At 61.3% G+C, this 17,556-nt stretch carries 19 protein-coding genes; 9 read left to right on the top strand and 10 right to left on the bottom strand.

Annotated elements, in window-relative coordinates; genetic code table 11:
• Positions 1 to 23 precede the first annotated feature (23 nt).
• On the bottom strand, positions 24 to 731 hold the full coding sequence (locus AC3ISR_RS17000) for an arginyltransferase (protein WP_192296553.1): 708 nt from the start codon (positions 729 to 731) through the stop codon (positions 24 to 26).
• A gap of 56 nt (positions 732 to 787) precedes the next feature.
• A complete protein-coding gene (gene aat, locus AC3ISR_RS16995) occupies positions 788 to 1,471 on the bottom strand; it encodes a leucyl/phenylalanyl-tRNA--protein transferase (protein WP_192296552.1) in 684 nt (227 codons plus the stop codon).
• A 498-nt stretch (positions 1,472 to 1,969) separates the two neighbouring features.
• On the opposite strand from aat, the gene AC3ISR_RS16990 reads away from it, so the two are divergent.
• Genes AC3ISR_RS16990 through cysG form a run of 6 tightly spaced genes read left to right on the top strand, consistent with a single transcriptional unit; the run spans position 1,970 to position 9,472 of the window.
• Complete coding sequence (locus AC3ISR_RS16990) at positions 1,970 to 4,378, top strand: DNA translocase FtsK (protein ID WP_489324383.1); 2,409 nt, start codon at positions 1,970 to 1,972, stop codon at positions 4,376 to 4,378.
• A 54-nt stretch (positions 4,379 to 4,432) separates the two neighbouring features.
• On the top strand, positions 4,433 to 5,056 hold the full coding sequence (gene lolA / locus AC3ISR_RS16985; protein WP_192296550.1) for an outer membrane lipoprotein periplasmic chaperone LolA: 624 nt from the start codon (positions 4,433 to 4,435) through the stop codon (positions 5,054 to 5,056).
• Between the two features lie 27 nt (positions 5,057 to 5,083).
• On the top strand, positions 5,084 to 6,406 hold the full coding sequence (locus tag AC3ISR_RS16980; protein ID WP_192296549.1) for a replication-associated recombination protein A: 1,323 nt from the start codon (positions 5,084 to 5,086) through the stop codon (positions 6,404 to 6,406).
• Positions 6,406 to 6,780 (top strand): fluoride efflux transporter CrcB, encoded by a 375-nt coding sequence (gene crcB, locus AC3ISR_RS16975; protein ID WP_065872076.1) that lies wholly within the window; start codon positions 6,406 to 6,408, stop codon positions 6,778 to 6,780. Before AC3ISR_RS16980 ends, crcB begins: the two co-directional genes overlap by 1 nt.
• Before the next feature lie 16 nt (positions 6,781 to 6,796).
• Entirely contained in the window at positions 6,797 to 8,077 is a 1,281-nt protein-coding gene (gene serS, locus AC3ISR_RS16970) for a serine--tRNA ligase (RefSeq protein WP_192296548.1), read from the top strand.
• Positions 8,078 to 9,472 (top strand): siroheme synthase CysG, encoded by a 1,395-nt coding sequence (cysG, locus tag AC3ISR_RS16965; protein ID WP_192296547.1) that lies wholly within the window; start codon positions 8,078 to 8,080, stop codon positions 9,470 to 9,472.
• 104 nt (positions 9,473 to 9,576) lie between these two features.
• Here cysG and AC3ISR_RS16960 read toward each other — a convergent pair whose 3' ends face one another.
• The 6 genes from AC3ISR_RS16960 to tusD all read right to left on the bottom strand — a co-directional run bounded on the left by AC3ISR_RS16960 (position 9,577) and on the right by tusD (position 13,013).
• Entirely contained in the window at positions 9,577 to 10,572 is a 996-nt protein-coding gene (locus tag AC3ISR_RS16960; RefSeq protein WP_226456370.1) for a glutathione S-transferase family protein, read from the bottom strand.
• A gap of 88 nt (positions 10,573 to 10,660) precedes the next feature.
• Entirely contained in the window at positions 10,661 to 11,662 is a 1,002-nt protein-coding gene (locus AC3ISR_RS16955; protein ID WP_463983589.1) for a glycosyl transferase family protein, read from the bottom strand.
• Positions 11,659 to 11,994, bottom strand: coding sequence for a TusE/DsrC/DsvC family sulfur relay protein (locus AC3ISR_RS16950; protein WP_192296544.1), 336 nt, complete (start codon positions 11,992 to 11,994; stop codon positions 11,659 to 11,661). Before AC3ISR_RS16950 ends, AC3ISR_RS16955 begins: the two co-directional genes overlap by 4 nt.
• Complete coding sequence (tusB, locus tag AC3ISR_RS16945; RefSeq protein WP_192296543.1) at positions 11,991 to 12,269, bottom strand: sulfurtransferase complex subunit TusB; 279 nt, start codon at positions 12,267 to 12,269, stop codon at positions 11,991 to 11,993. The genes AC3ISR_RS16950 and tusB overlap by 4 nt, the downstream gene beginning before the upstream one ends.
• Entirely contained in the window at positions 12,269 to 12,619 is a 351-nt protein-coding gene (gene tusC / locus AC3ISR_RS16940) for a sulfurtransferase complex subunit TusC (protein WP_122489804.1), read from the bottom strand. Before tusC ends, tusB begins: the two co-directional genes overlap by 1 nt.
• A 1-nt stretch (position 12,620) precedes the next feature.
• Positions 12,621 to 13,013 (bottom strand): sulfurtransferase complex subunit TusD, encoded by a 393-nt coding sequence (tusD, locus tag AC3ISR_RS16935; protein WP_463983590.1) that lies wholly within the window; start codon positions 13,011 to 13,013, stop codon positions 12,621 to 12,623.
• Positions 13,014 to 13,170: 157 nt separating this feature from the next.
• On the opposite strand from tusD, the gene AC3ISR_RS16930 reads away from it, so the two are divergent.
• Complete coding sequence (locus tag AC3ISR_RS16930) at positions 13,171 to 14,352, top strand: CaiB/BaiF CoA transferase family protein (RefSeq protein ID WP_489324382.1); 1,182 nt, start codon at positions 13,171 to 13,173, stop codon at positions 14,350 to 14,352.
• 96 nt (positions 14,353 to 14,448) lie between these two features.
• Here AC3ISR_RS16930 and AC3ISR_RS16925 read toward each other — a convergent pair whose 3' ends face one another.
• The gene (locus AC3ISR_RS16925) at positions 14,449 to 14,943 is read right to left on the bottom strand and encodes a SprT family zinc-dependent metalloprotease (RefSeq protein ID WP_192296540.1); all 495 of its coding nucleotides are present in this window, start codon (positions 14,941 to 14,943) and stop codon (positions 14,449 to 14,451) included.
• A 128-nt stretch (positions 14,944 to 15,071) separates the two neighbouring features.
• A complete protein-coding gene (locus tag AC3ISR_RS16920; RefSeq protein WP_463983592.1) occupies positions 15,072 to 15,674 on the bottom strand; it encodes a Yip1 family protein in 603 nt (200 codons plus the stop codon).
• Positions 15,675 to 15,987: 313 nt separating this feature from the next.
• Here AC3ISR_RS16920 and ttcA point away from each other — a divergent pair, with 313 nt between their 5' ends.
• On the top strand, positions 15,988 to 16,812 hold the full coding sequence (ttcA, locus tag AC3ISR_RS16915; protein WP_489324381.1) for a tRNA 2-thiocytidine(32) synthetase TtcA: 825 nt from the start codon (positions 15,988 to 15,990) through the stop codon (positions 16,810 to 16,812).
• Positions 16,813 to 16,879: 67 nt separating this feature from the next.
• Positions 16,880 to 17,551: a DNA-3-methyladenine glycosylase I gene (locus AC3ISR_RS16910; RefSeq protein ID WP_192296537.1), complete on the top strand. Its 672-nt coding sequence runs from the start codon at positions 16,880 to 16,882 to the stop codon at positions 17,549 to 17,551.
• Positions 17,552 to 17,556 lie beyond the last annotated feature (5 nt).

Here is a 17,556-nt window from a genome sequence, read left to right as displayed (position 1 = left end):
AAGGGTGTTTAAGCCAAGGGGTTCTAGTTAAGCGTGACCCATCTTTGATTAATCAGCAGTTCTATGGGGCGATATTGGGTCTTGTAGTTCATCTTTTTGCAGTTTTTGATCCAGTAACCGAGGTACACCGCCTCCAGTTCCAGGCGCAGGGCTTCGCCGATTTGCCACAGGATTGCAAAGCGCCCCAGGCTGCGGCGCTCTTCTGCCGGCTCGTAGAAGGTGTAGACCGCCGAGAGGCCGTTAGGCAGCAGGTCGGTCACGGCGACAGCCAGCAGCTGGCCGTCGAGGCGGAACTCGTAGAAACGCGAAAACGGCAGGTCGCGCACCAGGAACGTGGAAAACTGGTCGCGGCTGGGCGGAAACATGTCGCCGTCGGCATGGCGTTGTTCGATGTAGCGTTGGTAAAGATCAAAATACTCTTCACTGAAACGCGGCTTGGTCGCTGTGACCGTCAGGTCGGCATTGCGCTTGAGGATGCGCTTCTGATTGCGATCCGGCAAAAACTGCCCCACAGGAATGCGTGCAGGTACGCAGGCATTGCAGTTCTGGCAATGGGGGCGGTACAGATGATCACCGCTGCGGCGAAACCCCATTTCCGAAAGGTCGGCGTACACGTGCACGTCCATCGGCTGACTGGGGTCGAGGAACAGAGTGGTAGCCTGCTCGTTGGGCAGGTAGCTGCAAGAGTGGGCTTGAGTGGCATAGAACTTCAAGCGTGCCAGCTCGGTCATGATCAACCCTCGGGATAGCCTTTGAAACAAGTGTAAGCCACGTGCGCGAAAGTCGCCTAGGAAACCACCCAGGGTCCGCTGTTGGGTTGGTCCAAGTGGTTGCGCAGGAAATCTGCGAACTCACTGCGCGGTATGGCGCGGGCGCCCAGGCTGTGCAGGTGATCGTTGGGCATCTGGCAGTCGATCAGTACAAAGCCCCAAGCCTGCAATTGCCGGGTAAGCGTGGCGAAGCCAAACTTCGATGCATTGTCGGCGCGACTGAACATGGACTCGCCAAAGAACAGTTGCCCCATCGCCAGGCCGTACAGGCCGCCCACCAGTTCGCCAGCGTCCCACACCTCGACCGAGTGCGCGTAACCGCGCCTGTGCAGCTCCAGGTAGGCGCTCTGGATGCCTTGGGTGATCCAGGTGCCATCGGCATAGGCGCGCGGCGCCGCGCAGGCCTGGATCACGGCGGCGAAGTCCTGGTCGAAGGTCACTGTGTAACGTTGTTGGCGCAGCAGTTTGCCCAGGCTGCGGGATACATGCAGCTCTTCAGGGAAAATCACCGTGCGCGGGTCCGGCGACCACCAGAGAATCGGCTGGCCATCCGAAAACCACGGAAAACAACCGTGCCGATAGGCCTGCACCAGCCGTTCGGCCGACAAGTCTCCACCGGCGGCCAGCAGGCCATTGGGTTCGCGCATGGCCTTGGCCAATGGCGGGAAAGTCAGGGAATCGCGTTGCAACCAGGTCAGCATGGCATCCAGGCTTATGGAAGGGGAGGGGAGTGGCAGGTATGACACCTGCCGCACGTGGCGGTGATTATTGTCGACGCAGCGCCTCAGGGCCAGCCCGAATCGGGTGGCGGTCGGGATTAGCGTGAGCAGGTGTTTCTGCAACTCTCTGCCGGGGATGTGGTCGTAATCGGGTCGGCGCCATGCAGGCCATTTGCCAAGCTTGCGCTGATTGGTAAAAACAACCCATAAGCCTTTGTCAGCAAAGACAATGCATGCTCAAATTGACCCTGATGTGACACTTCAATTGTCTATGCTGCTGGGGGAAGGGCAAGGGCGTGGCATCGGGGACACAAACCCGTACAATGCGGCCATTGTGGCGTTATCGCCGTTTCATCGATCCATCACCCAGTGTTAAACGTAGAATCAACGACGTTCGTTCATTTTTCAGCTGCTCGGATTGGGCAGTAGTTGCAGTCATTCAATAGATGGACGCGCCAAAGGCGCAGGAAAAGACCCGTTTTGAAGAAATCCGCCGCAACACCCAAAGCAGCAGTCGTGCCGGCCTGGCGCCAGCACCTGCATTACCGCCTCAAGGAAGGCGCGCTGATCGCTATCGGCGCGCTGTGCCTGTTCCTGATGATGGCCTTGCTCACCTATGGCAAGGACGATCCGGGCTGGAGCCACAACAGCAAGATCGACGACGTGCAGAACTTCGGCGGACCTGCCGGCTCCTACAGCGCCGACATCCTGTTCATGGTGCTGGGTTACTTCGCGTATATCTTCCCATTGCTGCTGGCGATCAAGACCTGGCAGATCTTCCGCCAGCGCCACGATCCGTGGCAGTGGAGCGGCTGGCTGTTCTCCTGGCGCCTGATCGGCCTGGTGTTCCTGGTGCTGTCCGGCGCGGCGCTGGCGCATATCCATTTCCATGCGCCTACCGGCCTGCCGGCGGGCGCGGGCGGGGCGCTGGGCGAAAGCCTCGGTGACCTGGCGCGCAAGACCCTGAATATCCAGGGCAGCACCCTGATGTTTATCGCACTGTTTCTGTTCGGCCTCACGGTGTTCACCGACCTGTCGTGGTTCAAGGTGATGGATGTGACCGGCAAGATCACTCTCGACCTGCTGGAGCTGTTCCAGGGCGCCGCCAATCGCTGGTGGGCTGCCCGGGTCGAGCGCAAGCGCATGGTGGCCCAGTTGCGTGAGGTGGACACGCGCGTCAACGAAGTGGTGGCGCCAAGCACGCCTGACCGCCGCGAGCAGGCCAAGGTCAAGGAGCGCCTGATCGAGCGCGAACAGGCCCTGAGCAAGCACATGTCGGACCGCGAGAAGCAGGTGCCGCCGGTGATCGCTCCAGTGCCGACCAAGGCCCCCGAGCCGAGCGCTCGTGTACAGAAAGAGAAACAGGCGCCGCTGTTTGTCGACAGCGCCGTCGAAGGCACCTTGCCGCCGATCTCGATCCTCGACCCGGCCGAAAAGAAACAGCTCAACTATTCCCCGGAGTCGCTGGCTGCTGTCGGCCATCTGCTGGAAATCAAACTGAAGGAATTCGGCGTCGAAGTGACGGTGGACTCGATCCACCCCGGCCCCGTCATTACCCGTTACGAAATTCAGCCGGCCGCTGGCGTCAAGGTCAGCCGCATCTCCAACCTGGCGAAAGACCTGGCCCGTTCCCTGGCCGTGACCAGCGTCCGCGTGGTGGAGGTGATTCCCGGCAAGACCACCGTGGGTATCGAGATTCCCAACGAAGACCGCCAGATCGTGCGCTTCTCCGAAGTGCTGTCGACGCCGGAATACGACAACTTCAAGTCGCCGGTCACCCTGGCCCTGGGCCACGACATCGGCGGCAAGCCGGTGATCACCGACCTGGCGAAGATGCCGCACCTGCTGGTCGCCGGTACTACCGGCTCGGGTAAGTCGGTGGGTGTGAACGCGATGATCCTGTCGATCCTGTTCAAGTCCGGCCCGGATGACGCCAAGCTGATCATGATCGACCCGAAGATGTTGGAGTTGTCGATCTACGAGGGCATCCCGCACCTGCTGTGCCCGGTTGTCACCGACATGAAGGACGCCGCCAATGCCCTGCGCTGGAGCGTCGCCGAGATGGAGCGCCGCTACAAGCTGATGGCGAAGATGGGCGTGCGTAACCTGTCGGGCTTCAACGCCAAGGTCAAGGAAGCCCAGGACGCCGGCACTCCGCTGGCCGACCCGCTGTACAAGCGCGAAAGCATCCACGACGAAGCACCGCTGCTGACCAAGCTGCCGACCATCGTGGTGGTGGTCGACGAATTTGCCGACATGATGATGATCGTCGGCAAGAAAGTTGAAGAACTCATCGCCCGTATCGCCCAGAAAGCCCGTGCGGCCGGTATTCACTTGATCCTTGCAACCCAGCGTCCGTCGGTGGATGTGATCACCGGTCTGATCAAGGCCAACATCCCGACGCGCATGGCGTTCCAGGTATCGAGCAAGATCGACTCGCGGACCATCATCGACCAGGGTGGCGCCGAACAACTGCTGGGCCACGGTGACATGCTCTACATGCCACCGGGCACCAGTCTGCCGATCCGTGTACACGGCGCCTTTGTCTCCGATGATGAAGTGCACCGTGTGGTGGAAGCCTGGAAACTGCGTGGCGCCCCGGAATACAACGACGACATCCTCAACGGCGTCGAAGAAGCCGGCAGCGGCTTCGAGAGCGGCGGCGGTGGCGGTGACGACGATGCGGAAACCGACGCCCTCTACGACGAAGCCGTGGCCTTTGTACTGGAAAGCCGCCGCGCCTCCATTTCTGCCGTGCAGCGTAAATTGAAAATCGGCTACAACCGCGCCGCCCGCATGATCGAAGCCATGGAAATGGCCGGCGTCGTGACCGCGATGAACACTAACGGCTCGCGTGAAATCATCGCCCCCGGGCAGATGCGCGACTGATCCCGTGCCGTGTGGCAGCACACGGCGCGCCCTGACTACTCAATGAGGACTCCCATGCGTCTTATCCGCATGCTGTTGTTGCCGGCACTGGCCCTGACTGCTGTTTCGGCGCACGCCGATCCGGCCTCGGTCGCCAGCCTGACCAACCTGTTGGACAAATCCAAGACCCTGACCGCGCGTTTCTCCCAGCTGACCCTGGACGGCGGCGGCACCCAATTGCAGGAAACCGCTGGCGAAATGGCCGTGCAGCGTCCTGGCCTGTTCTTCTGGAAAACCGACGCGCCGAACGAGCAGACCATTGTCTCCGACGGCCAGAAAGTCACCCTGTGGGACCCGGACCTGGAGCAGGTAACCATCAAGAAGCTCGACCCGCGCCTGAACCAGACCCCGGCGCTGCTGTTGTCGGGCGATGTGTCGAAGATCAGCGACAGCTTCGAGATCACCTCCAAGCAGACCAGCAACGTGATCGAGTTCACCCTCAAGCCAAAATCCAAGGACACGCTGTTCGACAGCCTGCACCTGTCGTTCGGCAACGGCGTGATCAACAACATGCGTCTGATCGACAGCGTCGGCCAGCGCACCGACATCCTGTTCTCCGGGGTCAAGGCCAACGAGCCGGTCGCCGCATCCAAGTTCAAGTTCGACATCCCCAAGGGTGCCGACGTGATCCAGGAATAATCTGCCCAGAGGTTTCAAACGCTGCCCATGGACTTGTTTCGAAGTGACCCGATTGCTCAACCCCTGGCCGCGCGCTTGCGCTCGACCAACCTGGATGAGTACGTCGGCCAGGAACACCTGCTCGCTCGCGGCAAGCCCCTGCGCGAAGCCCTGGAGCAAGGTGCGCTGCATTCGATGATCTTCTGGGGCCCGCCAGGGGTGGGTAAGACCACCCTGGCGCGGTTGCTGGCGAAAGTCTCGGATGCGCACTTCGAAACGGTCTCGGCGGTACTCGCCGGGGTCAAGGAGATCCGCCAGGCCGTCGACGTCGCCAAACAGCAGGCCGGGCAATACGGCAAGCGCACCATCCTGTTCGTCGACGAAGTGCATCGCTTCAACAAGTCGCAGCAGGACGCGTTCCTGCCATATGTGGAAGACGGCACGCTGATCTTTATCGGCGCCACCACCGAGAACCCTTCATTCGAATTGAACAATGCCTTGCTGTCGCGGGCGCGGGTCTATGTGCTCAAGAGCCTGGACGAAGCGGCGATGCAAAAGCTGCTGCACCGTGCCTTGAGCGAAGACAAGGGCCTGGGTAAGCGCCGGCTGAGTGTCAGCGACGAAGGCTTCAAGATCCTGCTCACTGCCGCCGATGGTGATGGGCGCCGTTTCCTCAACCTGCTGGAAAACGCCTCCGACCTGGCCGAAGACGGCAGCGAGATTGGCGTCGACCTGCTGCAAAGCCTGCTCGGCGACACGCGCCGACGCTTCGATAAGGGCGGTGAAGCGTTCTACGACCAGATTTCCGCGCTGCATAAATCCGTACGCGGTTCCAACCCGGACGGTGCGCTGTACTGGTTCGCGCGCATGATCGACGGTGGTTGCGACCCGTTGTACCTCGCGCGTCGCGTCGTGCGCATGGCCAGTGAAGACATCGGCAACGCCGACCCGCGGGCGCTGAGCTTGTGTCTGGCGGCGTGGGAGGTGCAGGAGCGCCTCGGCAGCCCGGAAGGCGAGCTGGCGGTGGCCCAGGCCATCACCTACCTGGCCTGTGCGCCAAAAAGCAACGCGGTGTATATGGGCTTCAAGTCCGCCCTGCGCGCCGCCGCCGAATACGGCTCCCTGGAAGTGCCGCTGCACCTGCGCAACGCGCCGACCAAGCTGATGAAACAATTGGGCTACGGTGATGAATACCGCTACGCCCATGATGAGCCAGACGCCTATGCGGCCGGCGAAGATTACTTCCCCGACGCGCTTGAACCGCTGGCGCTCTATCAGCCGGTGCCCCGTGGCCTGGAGCTGAAGATCGGGGAAAAGCTCAATCACCTCGCCCAACTTGATCGACTCAGCCCCAAACAGCGGAGAAAGTAGTGCTCAAGACGATTCTTGCCGTGTCCGCAGCCGGCATCGCTGGTACATTATTGCGTTTCGCCACCAGCACTTGGGTCAGCGCCAACTGGCCGAAGCATTTTTATGCGGCGACCCTGGCGGTCAATCTGGTCGGCTGCTTGATTATCGGGCTGTTGTACGGCTGGTTCCTGTTGCGCCCGGAAGTACCGATTGAAATTCGCGCCGGCTTGATTGTCGGCTTTGTAGGCGGTCTGACGACCTTTTCATCCTTTTCACTGGATACGCTGCGCTTGCTGGAAAGCGGGCAGGCCCTGGTAGCCTTCGGTTACCTGGGTATCAGCGTGTTCGGCGGGCTGCTCGCCACCTGGGCCGGCCTGTCCTTGACCAAACTTTGATAAACGAGAGACCGACATGCTCGATTCCAAACTGTTACGTAGCAACCTTCAGGACGTAGCGGACCGCCTGGCATCCCGTGGCTTTGCCTTGGATGTTGCGCGCATCGAAGCGCTGGAAGAACAGCGCAAGACCGTCCAGACCCGCACCGAAGCACTGCAGGCTGAGCGTAATGCGCGTTCCAAATCCATCGGTCAGGCCAAACAGCGCGGCGAAGACATTGCGCCGTTGATGGCGGACGTCGAGCGTATGGGCACTGAGCTGTCCGAGGGTAAAGTCGAGTTGGACAAGATCCAGACCGAACTGGACTCGATCCTGCTGGGCATCCCCAATATCCCGCATGAATCCGTGCCGGTGGGCGAAGACGAAGACGGCAACGTTGAAGTGCGCCGCTGGGGTACGCCAAAAGCCTTCGATTTCGAGATCAAGGACCACGTCGCCCTGGGCGAACTGACCGGCGGCCTGGACTTTGAAACCGCCGCGAAGATGTCCGGCGCGCGATTCTCGTTGCTGCGCGGCCCCGTGGCCCGCCTGCACCGCGCCCTGGCGCAGTTCATGATCAACCTGCACACCGCCGAGCACGGCTACGAAGAAGCCTACACGCCGTACCTGGTGCAGGCACCGGCGCTGATGGGCACCAGCCAGCTGCCGAAATTCGAAGAAGACCTGTTCAAGATCAGCCGCGAAGGCGAAGCCGACCTGTACCTGATCCCGACGGCCGAAGTGTCGCTGACCAACATCGTGTCCGGCGAGATCCTCGACGCCAAAGCGCTGCCACTGAAGTTCGTCGCCCACTCGCCGTGCTTTCGCAGCGAAGCCGGTGCATCGGGTCGCGACACCCGCGGCATGATCCGCCAGCACCAGTTCGACAAGGTCGAGATGGTGCAGATCGTCGAGCCGTCGACCTCGATGGAAGCCCTCGAAGGCCTGACTGCCAACGCCGAGCGCGTCCTGCAACTGCTGGAGCTGCCGTACCGTGTACTCGCGTTGTGCACCGGCGACATGGGGTTCAGCGCCGTGAAGACCTACGACCTCGAAGTGTGGGTGCCGAGCCAGGACAAGTACCGCGAGATCTCGTCGTGCTCCAACTGCGGCGATTTCCAGGCCCGCCGCATGCAGGCGCGTTTCCGCAACCCGGAAACCGGCAAGCCGGAGCTGGTGCACACCCTCAACGGTTCGGGCCTGGCGGTAGGCCGTACCCTGGTGGCCGTGTTGGAAAACTACCAGCAGGCAGACGGTTCCATCCGCGTACCCGAGGTGCTCAAGCCTTATATGGCGGGCGTTGAGGTCATCGGCTAAATGGAATTTCTGCCGCTGTTTCATAACCTGCGCGGCAGTCGTGTGTTGGTCGTCGGTGGCGGGGAGATTGCCTTGCGCAAATCCCGGCTGCTGGCCGACGCCGGTGCGTTGCTGCGGGTGGTTGCTCCCCAGATCGAAGACCAACTCCGCGAGTTGGTACTGGGCAGTGGCGGGGAACTGATTTTGCGCGGTTATCAGGAGGCCGACCTCGACGGTTGCACCCTGATCATCGCGGCAACGGACGACGAGCCACTGAACGCGCAAGTGTCCAGCGACGCCAAGCGCCGTTGCGTGCCGGTCAATGTGGTGGACGCGCCGGCCTTGTGCAGCGTGATCTTCCCGGCGATTGTCGACCGCTCGCCCTTGGTGATCGCGGTGTCCAGTGGCGGCGATGCGCCGGTACTGGCGCGGCTGATCCGGGCCAAGCTGGAAACCTGGATTCCGTCCACCTACGGCCAATTGGCCGGGTTGGCGGCGCGCTTTCGTGCCCAGGTCAAAGGTTTGTACCCGGATGTACAGCAACGTCGCGCGTTCTGGGAAGAGGTGTTCCAGGGCCCGATTGCCGATCGCCAATTGGCCGGGCAGGGTGCTGAAGCCGAGCGTTTGTTGGTGGAGAAAGTCAACGGCAAGCCGCCCCATGCGCCGGGTGAGGTTTACCTGGTGGGCGCCGGTCCTGGTGACCCGGACCTGTTGACCTTCCGCGCACTGCGCCTGATGCAGCAAGCCGATGTGGTGCTGTACGACCGCCTCGTCGCGCCAGCGATTCTCGAACTGTGCCGCCGTGATGCCGAGCGTGTTTACGTCGGCAAGCGTCGCGCTGACCACGCCGTGCCCCAGGACCAGATCAACCAGCAATTGGTGGACCTGGCCAAGCAAGGCAAGCGCGTGTTGCGCCTTAAAGGTGGCGACCCGTTCATCTTTGGCCGTGGTGGCGAAGAAATCGAAGAATTGGCGGCCCACGGCATCCCGTTCCAAGTGGTGCCGGGCATCACGGCGGCCAGCGGTTGCGCGGCGTATGCCGGGATTCCGCTGACTCACCGCGACTATGCGCAATCGGTACGCTTCATCACCGGGCATTTGAAGGACGGAACTTCGGACCTGCCCTGGCATGACCTGGTGGGGCCGTCGCAGACCCTGGTGTTCTACATGGGCTTGATCGGCTTGCCGATCATCTGCGAACAGTTGATCAAGCATGGACGCGCAGCCGATACCCCGGCGGCGTTGATCCAGCAAGGCACAACGTCCAACCAGCGGGTGTTTACCGGCACCCTGGCCGACTTGCCGCGCATGGTGGCGGAGCATGAAGTGCATGCGCCGACACTGGTGATCGTCGGTGAAGTGGTGGTGTTGCGCGAGAAGCTCAAGTGGTTTGAAGGCGCCCAGTCCCAGGTCTGAAACCTAAAAGCATCGCGGGCAAGCCCGCTCCCACAGGGGATCGCATTCCATGTGGGAGCGGGCTTGCCCGCGATGAGGCCTTCAAGTTCAGCGAGCAGCCCGGATCAGCTCCAAACTGCGTTGCCCTTCAATTTCAAGCGATCATGCGGGGTATCAAATGCTTGCAACGGGCCTTTGGGCACAATCCCCGTCGGATTGATCGTGCGGTGACTGGCGTAGTAATGCCCCTTGATATGCGCAAAATCCACCGTCTCGGCCACTCCCGGCCACTGATACAACTCCCGCAGCCAGTTCGACAAGTTCGGATAATCCGCAATCCGCCGCAGATTGCATTTGAAGTGCCCGTAATACACCGCATCAAAACGGATCAGCGTGGTAAACAGGCGCACATCCGCTTCGGTCAGGAACTCGCCGGCCAGGTAGCGATGGTCGCTCAGGTGCTGCTCCAGATGATCCAATTCGGCAAACACATCATCAAACGCACTTTCGTATGCCTGCTGCGAAGTGGCAAAGCCTGCGCGATACACGCCGTTGTTCACGGCCGGATAGATGCGTTCGTTCAGTGCGTCGATGCTCGGGCGTAGCGCCTCGGGGTAGAAGTCCAGGGTGTTGCCGGTCAGCCCATTGAACGCGCTGTTGAACATGCGGATGATTTCCGCCGATTCATTACTGACGATACGCTTGAGCTTCTTATCCCACAGAACGGGCACCGTCACCCGGCCGGTGTAGTCGGCGGTATCGGCGGTGTAGCGCTGATGCATGAAGGCAAAACCGTCGAGGGCGTCGCCGCTGGAGCCGTGGGCCTTGTCGAAGGTCCAGCCGTTTTCCAGCATCAACCAGCTGACCACGGACACATCGATCAGGCTTTCCAGGCCCTTGAGCTTGCGCATGATCAGGGTGCGATGGGCCCAAGGGCAGGCGAGGGACACGTAGAGGTGGTAGCGACCGGCTTCGGCCTTGAATCCACCCTCGCCACTCGGCCCGGGCGAACCGTCGGCAGTCACCCAGTGGCGGCGCTGCGCCTGTTCACGCTGGAAAGCGCCATCTGCGCTACTTTCGTACCACTGGTCTTTCCAGCGTCCTTCGATCAGCAAACCCATGACTGGCTCCTCAACTAATAAGCGTTGGAGCCCAGTCTAAAGGGATGGGTTCGATTTAAAAGCGCAAAGACTGCGGGTGAATTATCGATTAAATCGATTTGTCCCGTGCGTCCCAGTATTGCTGGGCCAACACGAAAGCCTGCTCCCGCGAATGGCCAAGACCACGCAAGGCCAGCGCCATGGTGGCGATCAGCGCCAGTTGCGGGTAGCTGTCCTCGACTTCACCGCGCCACAACGCCTTCAAATGCTCAGGCTCCAGGGTCGCCGGTTTGACGTGGCGTTGGGCGGAGAGGGCGGGCCACTCCTCGTCCCAGCTCTTGCCGCCGGTGGTGCCGTAGAGGTGGCTGGCGCTGTCGGGGTTGATCTCGATCTCGCCGCCGTCGCCCTTCACCACGATCACATTGTCGCCGAGCAGGCCGCTGGCATCGCGGTGCACGCCCTGGTAGCCGGGGTGGAAAATGCTTTGCAGGCCCAGGCGTGCATTCAGCGGGTTGAGCAGACGCGCCAGGGAGTGGATCGGCGAACGCAGGCCGAGGGTGTTGCGCAGGTCGATCATGCGTTGCAGTTGTGGCGCCCAGTCGCCTAGCGGGATAAATGCCAGGTTCCCGCGTTGGTAAGCGCTTTCGACCTGCTGCCAGTTGCGGCAGAGCGGGATCTGCAAGGTTGCCAGCAGTTGCTCGGTGTACAACCGGCCCGCGGTATGCGCGCCGCCGCCGTGCATGAGGATGCGTACGCCATTTTGTGCGAGGCACTTGGCCGCCAGCAGAAACCACGGCAGGTGGCGCTTCTTGCCGGCGTAGGTCGGCCAGTCCACGTCGACGTTCAGCGCCGGGGCGTTGAGGCGTTCGCGCACGGCTTCGGTGAAACCGGCGAGTTCTTCCGGGCTTTCTTCCTTGTGGCGCAGCAACATCAGGAACGCGCCGAGCTGGGTGTCTTCGACTTTTTCGTCGAGCAGCATGCCCATGGCTTCGCGGGCTTCCTCACGGGTGAGATTGCGCGCGCCGCGCTTGCCTTTGCCCAGGATGCGCACGAATGGCGCAAATGGGTGTTCGGCGGGAGTTTCGAGGGTCAGCGGGGCAAAGTCGGTCATAAGCAATTCGTCGGCCTGGGCAGGCCCGCCAGCTTGGCGGCGAGTTTGGCGGGAGTGCCGTTGAACAGTTTGTTGAGGTGCAGGCTGTTGCCCTTTTCCGGGCCCAGCTTCAAGGCGGTGTACTTGATCAGCGGGCGCGTGGCCGGGGACAGTTGGAACTCGGCGTAGAAGCCGCGCAGCAATTCGAGGATTTCCCAGTGGTCGGGCGTCAGATCGAGCGCTTCGGCGGCAGCCAGGGCGCTGGCGACTTCTGTGGACCAGTCGTTCAAGTCGACGAGGTAGCCGTCCTTGTCCAACTCATAGGTGCGTTCGCCTACGGTCAAGGTGTTCATAGCCAGCTGTTGACCTTGTCATAGTCGATAGACAGTTGCACGAAGCCGGGATAGTCCACGCTGTCGGCCCAGTCGGGTAATGGCAGGTTGCGCGCCTGCATGTCTTCGGCCAGCACAAACACCTTCACACCCTTGGTGTGCAGGGCGGGGGCGTGCAGCCCGTAGGCGCCATCGCCGCACAGCAAGATCGCGTCCTCGGCGCCGCAGATGCGCAGGCAGCTGTCGAGGCGACTGTCGGAAAACGGCGAGTGAGATACCACATGTAAAGTCGACATCAGAGGGTAATCACCTGGTCGTAACGGTCAATCAATTGGGAAATCGCCTCGTTGCTCAATGGTTGCGCCTCGGTGGGCGGCGTCAGGCCACGCACGGCCATGCTGTGGCGGCAGACAAATACATCGTCGATACCGAACAGCCCCAAGGCCTGCAGGTTGGCACTGAGGTCCTTTTGTTGCACGGCCTTGGCGTTCTGGTGCGGTGCGAGCTGGAACACGCCGTCATCCATGAACAACAAACCGATGGGCAAATCGAACGCGCCACCGGCCAGCACGATATCCAGCGCTTCCCGTGCACTCGGCCCGGACCACGGTGCCTGGCGGCTGATCACCAACAGGGATTTGGACATCTCACGGCCCTCCAAAGCAGATCAGGCGGTCGGCGGTTTGTGCGGCGTCGTGCAGTTGCCCAAGGCCAGACAACGCCCACGGTGCATCGAGGTTGACCGCGCTGCGCTGATAACGCATGGCCTCCTCGGTGTTGAGCACCCCGCGACGCAGGGCGGCGGCGATGCATACCACGCCGTCGAGCTGGTGCTGGCTGACAAACTCACGCCATTGGCGGGCGATGTCCTGCTCATCCTGCGGGGTGACGATGTTATTGGACGCGCTGTACACGCCGTCCTGGTAGAAAAACAGCCGCACAATCTCATGCCCACCGGCCAACGCCGCCTGGGCGAACAGCAAGGCGCGGCGCGAGGAGGGCGCGTGGGCCGCGGAAAACAGGGCTATCGCAAACTTCATGGCACACTCGGCAAGCAAACGTGGGCCAATGATAAAGCCGCCGCCAGGAAAAAGCCCGCCGTGATCAAAACGGTCACTGTTGCTGATCGTTCTGACGATTGCCCGTAGGAACAAGGCTGCCTAGTCTGTGGGCAATCGAAACGGAATTGGAGTGCCCATGTCAGGTCCCTTGGCGTCCCTCAAAGTGTTGGATTTCTCCACCTTGCTGCCTGGCCCGTTTGCATCCTTGATGCTCGCGGACATGGGCGCCGAGGTGCTGCGCATCGAATCGCCAACGCGCATGGACTTGCTGCGGGTGCTGCCGCCCCATGACCGGGGGACTTCGGCGAGCCACGCCTACCTCAATCGCAATAAGCGCAGCCTGGCCCTGGACCTCAAGCAAGCCGAGGCGCTGGAGATCGTGCGGGCGCTGGTCAAGGACTACGACATTGTCCTCGAACAGTTCCGCCCCGGGGTCATGGAGCGCCTGGGCCTGGGGTATGAAGCGCTGAAGGCGATCAACCCCCGGCTGATTTATGTGTCGATCACTGGCTACGGTCAGACCGGCCCCTACAAGGACCGCGCCGGGCATGACATCAACTACCTGGCGTTGTCCGGTGTGGCCAGCTACACCGGGCGCCAGGACAGTGGCCCGCTGCCGTTGGGCGTGCAGTTGGCGGATGTGGGCGGTGGCTCGTTGCATGCGGTGGTGGGGTTGCTCGCGGCAGTGATTGCGCGGCAGCAGAGCGGGGTGGGGCAATATCTGGACGTGAGCATGACCGATTGCTCCTTCAGCCTGAACGCCATGGCGGCAGCGGGCTACCTGGTGTGCGGGGTGGAGCCGGCGTGGGAAAACCACGTGCTCAACGGTGGCAGTTTCTACGATTACTATCGGACCCGGGATGGGCGATGGATGTCGGTGGGCAGTCTGGAGCCGGCTTTCATGCAGTCGCTGTGTACGGCGCTGGGACGGCCGGAGTTGGCGGCGCAAGGCTTGTCGCCGGAGCCGGAGCGGCAAAAAGTGCTCAAGCAGGCTTTGCAGGTTGAGTTTGAGAAACGCAGTTTTGAGGAGCTGTGCGCGTTATTTGCCGAGGTGGATGCCTGCGTCGAACCCGTGTTGAGTTTGAGTGAGGCGCTTGAGCATCCCCAGTTGAAGGCGCGGGAATTGTTGAGCCAGGTGCCCCGGGGCGATGGTTCGACCCAGCTGCAGTTGGCGTGTCCGTTGAAGTTCTCTGAGGGGTTGCCAGCGCCTCGGCATATTGGCGGGGCGGTGGGCGCGCACAGCGATGAAGTGTTGGCTGAGTTGGGCTTCAGTATTCAGCGTATTGAGGCTTTGCGGCAGGCCAGGGTTATTGGTTGACTGATCCGACGCCTTCGCGGGCAAGCCCACATTTGGCCGGGTTGTCATGTCGATCACCGATCCAATGTGGGAGCTGGCTTGCCTGCGAAGAGGCCTTCACTCCACCCGCGTCTCCCCGGTAAACACCAAGGTCTGCCGACAGCGCCGACACAAATACCGCCGCCCCTGAGCCACCAGCCCATGGCGCTGTGACGAAAAGGGAAAGTCACTGTCCGCACACGGGCAGCGGTAGATATACCGCGTCACCTGACGCCGCTTTACCGCATACGTATGGCAACGGTCCGGCGGCAGTTCGTACACCCCGCGCATGATCAATTGCCATTCTTCGCCATGGGGCTGAATGCGTTCGCCAAACAATTGATGGGCAATCAGGTGCGCCACTTCATGGGCCACCGTCTGTTTCAGGAAATGCTGGCTGTTTTCACGGTACAGTTGGGGGTTGAAGCGCAGCAGGTTCTCGTGCAAATGCGCGACACCGGCCTTCTGGCCCCGCAGCTTGAGGCTGACCTGGGGGCGTTTGAAGCTTCGTTTGAAAAAGGATTCGGCTTGCAGGAAACAATCTTCGACGCGGGTATTGAGTTGCTCGGGCATGCTGTACCTATCTCCAGAGGCGCCCAGTATGCCGCAACGCTGTGTGTTTCCGAATGGTTCAGGCGCCGAATGGTCATGCATAACGCACAAAGCCACCTTGCGGTGGCCTTGCTCACGGTCGCAAACGCTCAATTGGTATAGATAGGCCCAACGCCCAAGCCCCAGACGATCACGGTAAACGCCATGATTGCCACCAGCACCACCAGGCCCACGGCCAGCACCGAGCTGGAAAACAGGAAGCCCTCGTCCGGATCGATGCTCATGAACGTCGGCAGCCCCACATACAGCAGGTACACCGTGTAGCAGATCGCCGCCGTGCCCACGACCATGCCCAGCCACATGTGCGGGTACAGCGCCGCCAGCCCGCCGATAAACAGCGGTGTCGCGGTATAGGTGGCAAACGCGACGCAGCGCGACATGCTGGGGTTGGCGTCGTAGGTACGGGCCATCCAATGGATGAAGGCGCCCATCACCGCCACGCCGGCGAGCATGGCCGCGTACGACATGATGGTCATCCACAGGGCGCTTTCCTGAGTCAACATCACGGGCGAGCGGTTGCCGATGACCCAGCCGACCCGGGTGGTGCCGATAAAGGCTGATACGGCGGGGATCGCCGCGAGAATCAGCGTGTGAGTGAGGTACATGTGGCCGATGCTTTCTTCTTTATCGCCACGGATTTCCCGCCATTCCTGGTCAGGATGGGTAAACAGCCCCACGACGTGATGGATCATGCCAGTCACTCCTGTTGTTATTACCATCGCCCCCCATCGGAGCGCCCACGGGCCAATTGGCCTGAAAGGTCTGGATATATATGTGCGACCTCAAGTCGCAGTATAGGAAGGGATGACCGGAATAACTGTAAGGCCTTTAGAGCAAATCGCGCTGTAAACATTGGCCCTAATCGCGGTGAAGTCTGTCGGAACTGCCATGGTCGGTGTGGGAGCAGGCAAGCCAGCCCCCACATTGGATCGGCGTCGCCCATTGAAGCATTTTTGCGTAAAATGCTGCGCTTTTCGTCACACACCTTTTGCGGATTCAAGCGCCATGGGCACTCTTACAGTCAACCAGAACAAACTGCAGAAACGCCTGCGTCGCCTGGCCGGTGAAGCGGTCGCCGATTTCAACATGATCGAGGACGGCGACAAGGTCATGGTCTGCCTCTCCGGCGGCAAAGACAGCTACACCATGCTCGACGTGCTGCTGCACCTGCAAAAGGTCGCGCCGATCAAGTTCGAGATCGTTGCCGTCAACATGGACCAGAAACAACCGGGCTTCCCCGAGCATGTGCTGCCGGCCTACCTCAAAGAGCTGGGTGTCGAGTATCACATCGTCGAAAAAGACACTTATTCGGTGGTCAAGGAATTGATTCCGGAAGGCAAGACCACCTGCTCGCTGTGCTCGCGCCTGCGCCGGGGCACGCTCTACACCTTTGCCGATGAAATCGGTGCGACCAAAATGGCCCTGGGCCATCACCGCGACGACATCGTCGAGACCTTCTTCCTCAATATGTTCTTCAACGGTTCGCTCAAGGCCATGCCGCCCAAGCTGCGCGCGGATGACGGGCGCAACGTGGTGATTCGCCCGCTGGCGTATTGCAACGAGAAGGACATCCAGGCCTACTCCGACCTCAAGCAATTCCCGATCATCCCGTGCAACCTCTGCGGCTCCCAGGAAAACCTGCAACGCCAGGTGGTCAAGGAAATGCTGGTGGAGTGGGAACGCAAGACACCGGGCCGCACCGAGAGCATCTTCCGCAGCCTGCAGAACGTGCAGCCGTCGCAGTTGGCCGACCGCAACCTGTTCGATTTCACCAGTCTCAAGATCGACGAAAGCGCCGCTTCGCGTTTCGTCAATATAGTGAACCTCTAAGCGACTTCAATGCTCTGACACACGGCGCTCGCGGGCGCCGTTTTCAATTCGAATCCCGGGAGAGGGCATGCGCGATTACAAGTGGCTGCACGAATACTGTCTGAACCGCTTCGGTTCGGCGGCCGAGCTGGAAGCCCACCTACCCGTACCGAATACTGCGGCGCAGTTGCGCCAGATCAGCGACGACCGCTACCTGTCGACCCTGGCCCTGCGGGTGTTCCGTGCGGGCTTGAAACACAGCGTGGTGGATGCCAAGTGGCCGGCATTCGAGAAAGTGTTCTTCGGCTTCGACCCGGAAAAAGTCGTGCTGATGGGCGCCGAGCACCTGGAGCGGCTGATGCAGGACACCAGCATCATCCGCCACCTGGGCAAGCTCAAGAGTGTGCCGCGCAATGCGCAGATGATCCTGGACATCGCCCATGAACACGGCAGCTTCGGCGCGTTTATCGCCGATTGGCCGGTGACCGACATCGTTGGGCTGTGGAAGTACCTGAGCAAGCACGGCCACCAGTTGGGCGGGCTATCGGCACCGCGCTTTTTGCGCATGGTCGGCAAGGATACGTTCGTGCCGAGTTTTGACGTGGTGGCGGCGTTGAACGCACAGAAGATCGTCGACAAGGCACCCACCAGCCTGCGGGACCTGGCGACGGTGCAGGCGGCGTTCAACGAGTGGCATGCCGAGAGTGGGCGGCCGATGTGCCAGTTGTCGATGATGCTGGCCTACACCGTCAATCACTAGCCCGC

This window comes from Pseudomonas sp. GL_117 (genome assembly GCF_057835125.1).
This window is presented reverse-complemented; position numbering and strand designations above follow the sequence as displayed.

Excerpts from the sequence above, each read along its gene's own strand:
- AC3ISR_RS17000 (WP_192296553.1), bottom strand. The coding sequence starts at position 731 with ATGACCGAGCTGGCACGCTTGAAGTTCTATGCCACTCAAGCCCACTCT.
- aat (WP_192296552.1), bottom strand. The coding sequence starts at position 1,471 with ATGCTGACCTGGTTGCAACGCGATTCCCTGACTTTCCCGCCATTGGCC.
- lolA (WP_192296550.1), top strand. The coding sequence starts at position 4,433 with ATGCGTCTTATCCGCATGCTGTTGTTGCCGGCACTGGCCCTGACTGCT.
- AC3ISR_RS16980 (WP_192296549.1), top strand. The coding sequence starts at position 5,084 with ATGGACTTGTTTCGAAGTGACCCGATTGCTCAACCCCTGGCCGCGCGC.
- serS (WP_192296548.1), top strand. The coding sequence starts at position 6,797 with ATGCTCGATTCCAAACTGTTACGTAGCAACCTTCAGGACGTAGCGGAC.
- cysG (WP_192296547.1), top strand. The coding sequence starts at position 8,078 with ATGGAATTTCTGCCGCTGTTTCATAACCTGCGCGGCAGTCGTGTGTTG.
- AC3ISR_RS16960 (WP_226456370.1), bottom strand. The coding sequence starts at position 10,572 with ATGGGTTTGCTGATCGAAGGACGCTGGAAAGACCAGTGGTACGAAAGT.
- AC3ISR_RS16955 (WP_463983589.1), bottom strand. The coding sequence starts at position 11,662 with ATGACCGACTTTGCCCCGCTGACCCTCGAAACTCCCGCCGAACACCCA.
- AC3ISR_RS16950 (WP_192296544.1), bottom strand. The coding sequence starts at position 11,994 with ATGAACACCTTGACCGTAGGCGAACGCACCTATGAGTTGGACAAGGAC.
- tusB (WP_192296543.1), bottom strand. The coding sequence starts at position 12,269 with ATGTCGACTTTACATGTGGTATCTCACTCGCCGTTTTCCGACAGTCGC.
- tusC (WP_122489804.1), bottom strand. The coding sequence starts at position 12,619 with ATGTCCAAATCCCTGTTGGTGATCAGCCGCCAGGCACCGTGGTCCGGG.
- tusD (WP_463983590.1), bottom strand. The coding sequence starts at position 13,013 with ATGAAGTTTGCGATAGCCCTGTTTTCCGCGGCCCACGCGCCCTCCTCG.
- AC3ISR_RS16930 (WP_489324382.1), top strand. The coding sequence starts at position 13,171 with ATGTCAGGTCCCTTGGCGTCCCTCAAAGTGTTGGATTTCTCCACCTTG.
- AC3ISR_RS16925 (WP_192296540.1), bottom strand. The coding sequence starts at position 14,943 with ATGCCCGAGCAACTCAATACCCGCGTCGAAGATTGTTTCCTGCAAGCC.
- AC3ISR_RS16920 (WP_463983592.1), bottom strand. The coding sequence starts at position 15,674 with ATGATCCATCACGTCGTGGGGCTGTTTACCCATCCTGACCAGGAATGG.
- ttcA (WP_489324381.1), top strand. The coding sequence starts at position 15,988 with ATGGGCACTCTTACAGTCAACCAGAACAAACTGCAGAAACGCCTGCGT.
- AC3ISR_RS16910 (WP_192296537.1), top strand. The coding sequence starts at position 16,880 with ATGCGCGATTACAAGTGGCTGCACGAATACTGTCTGAACCGCTTCGGT.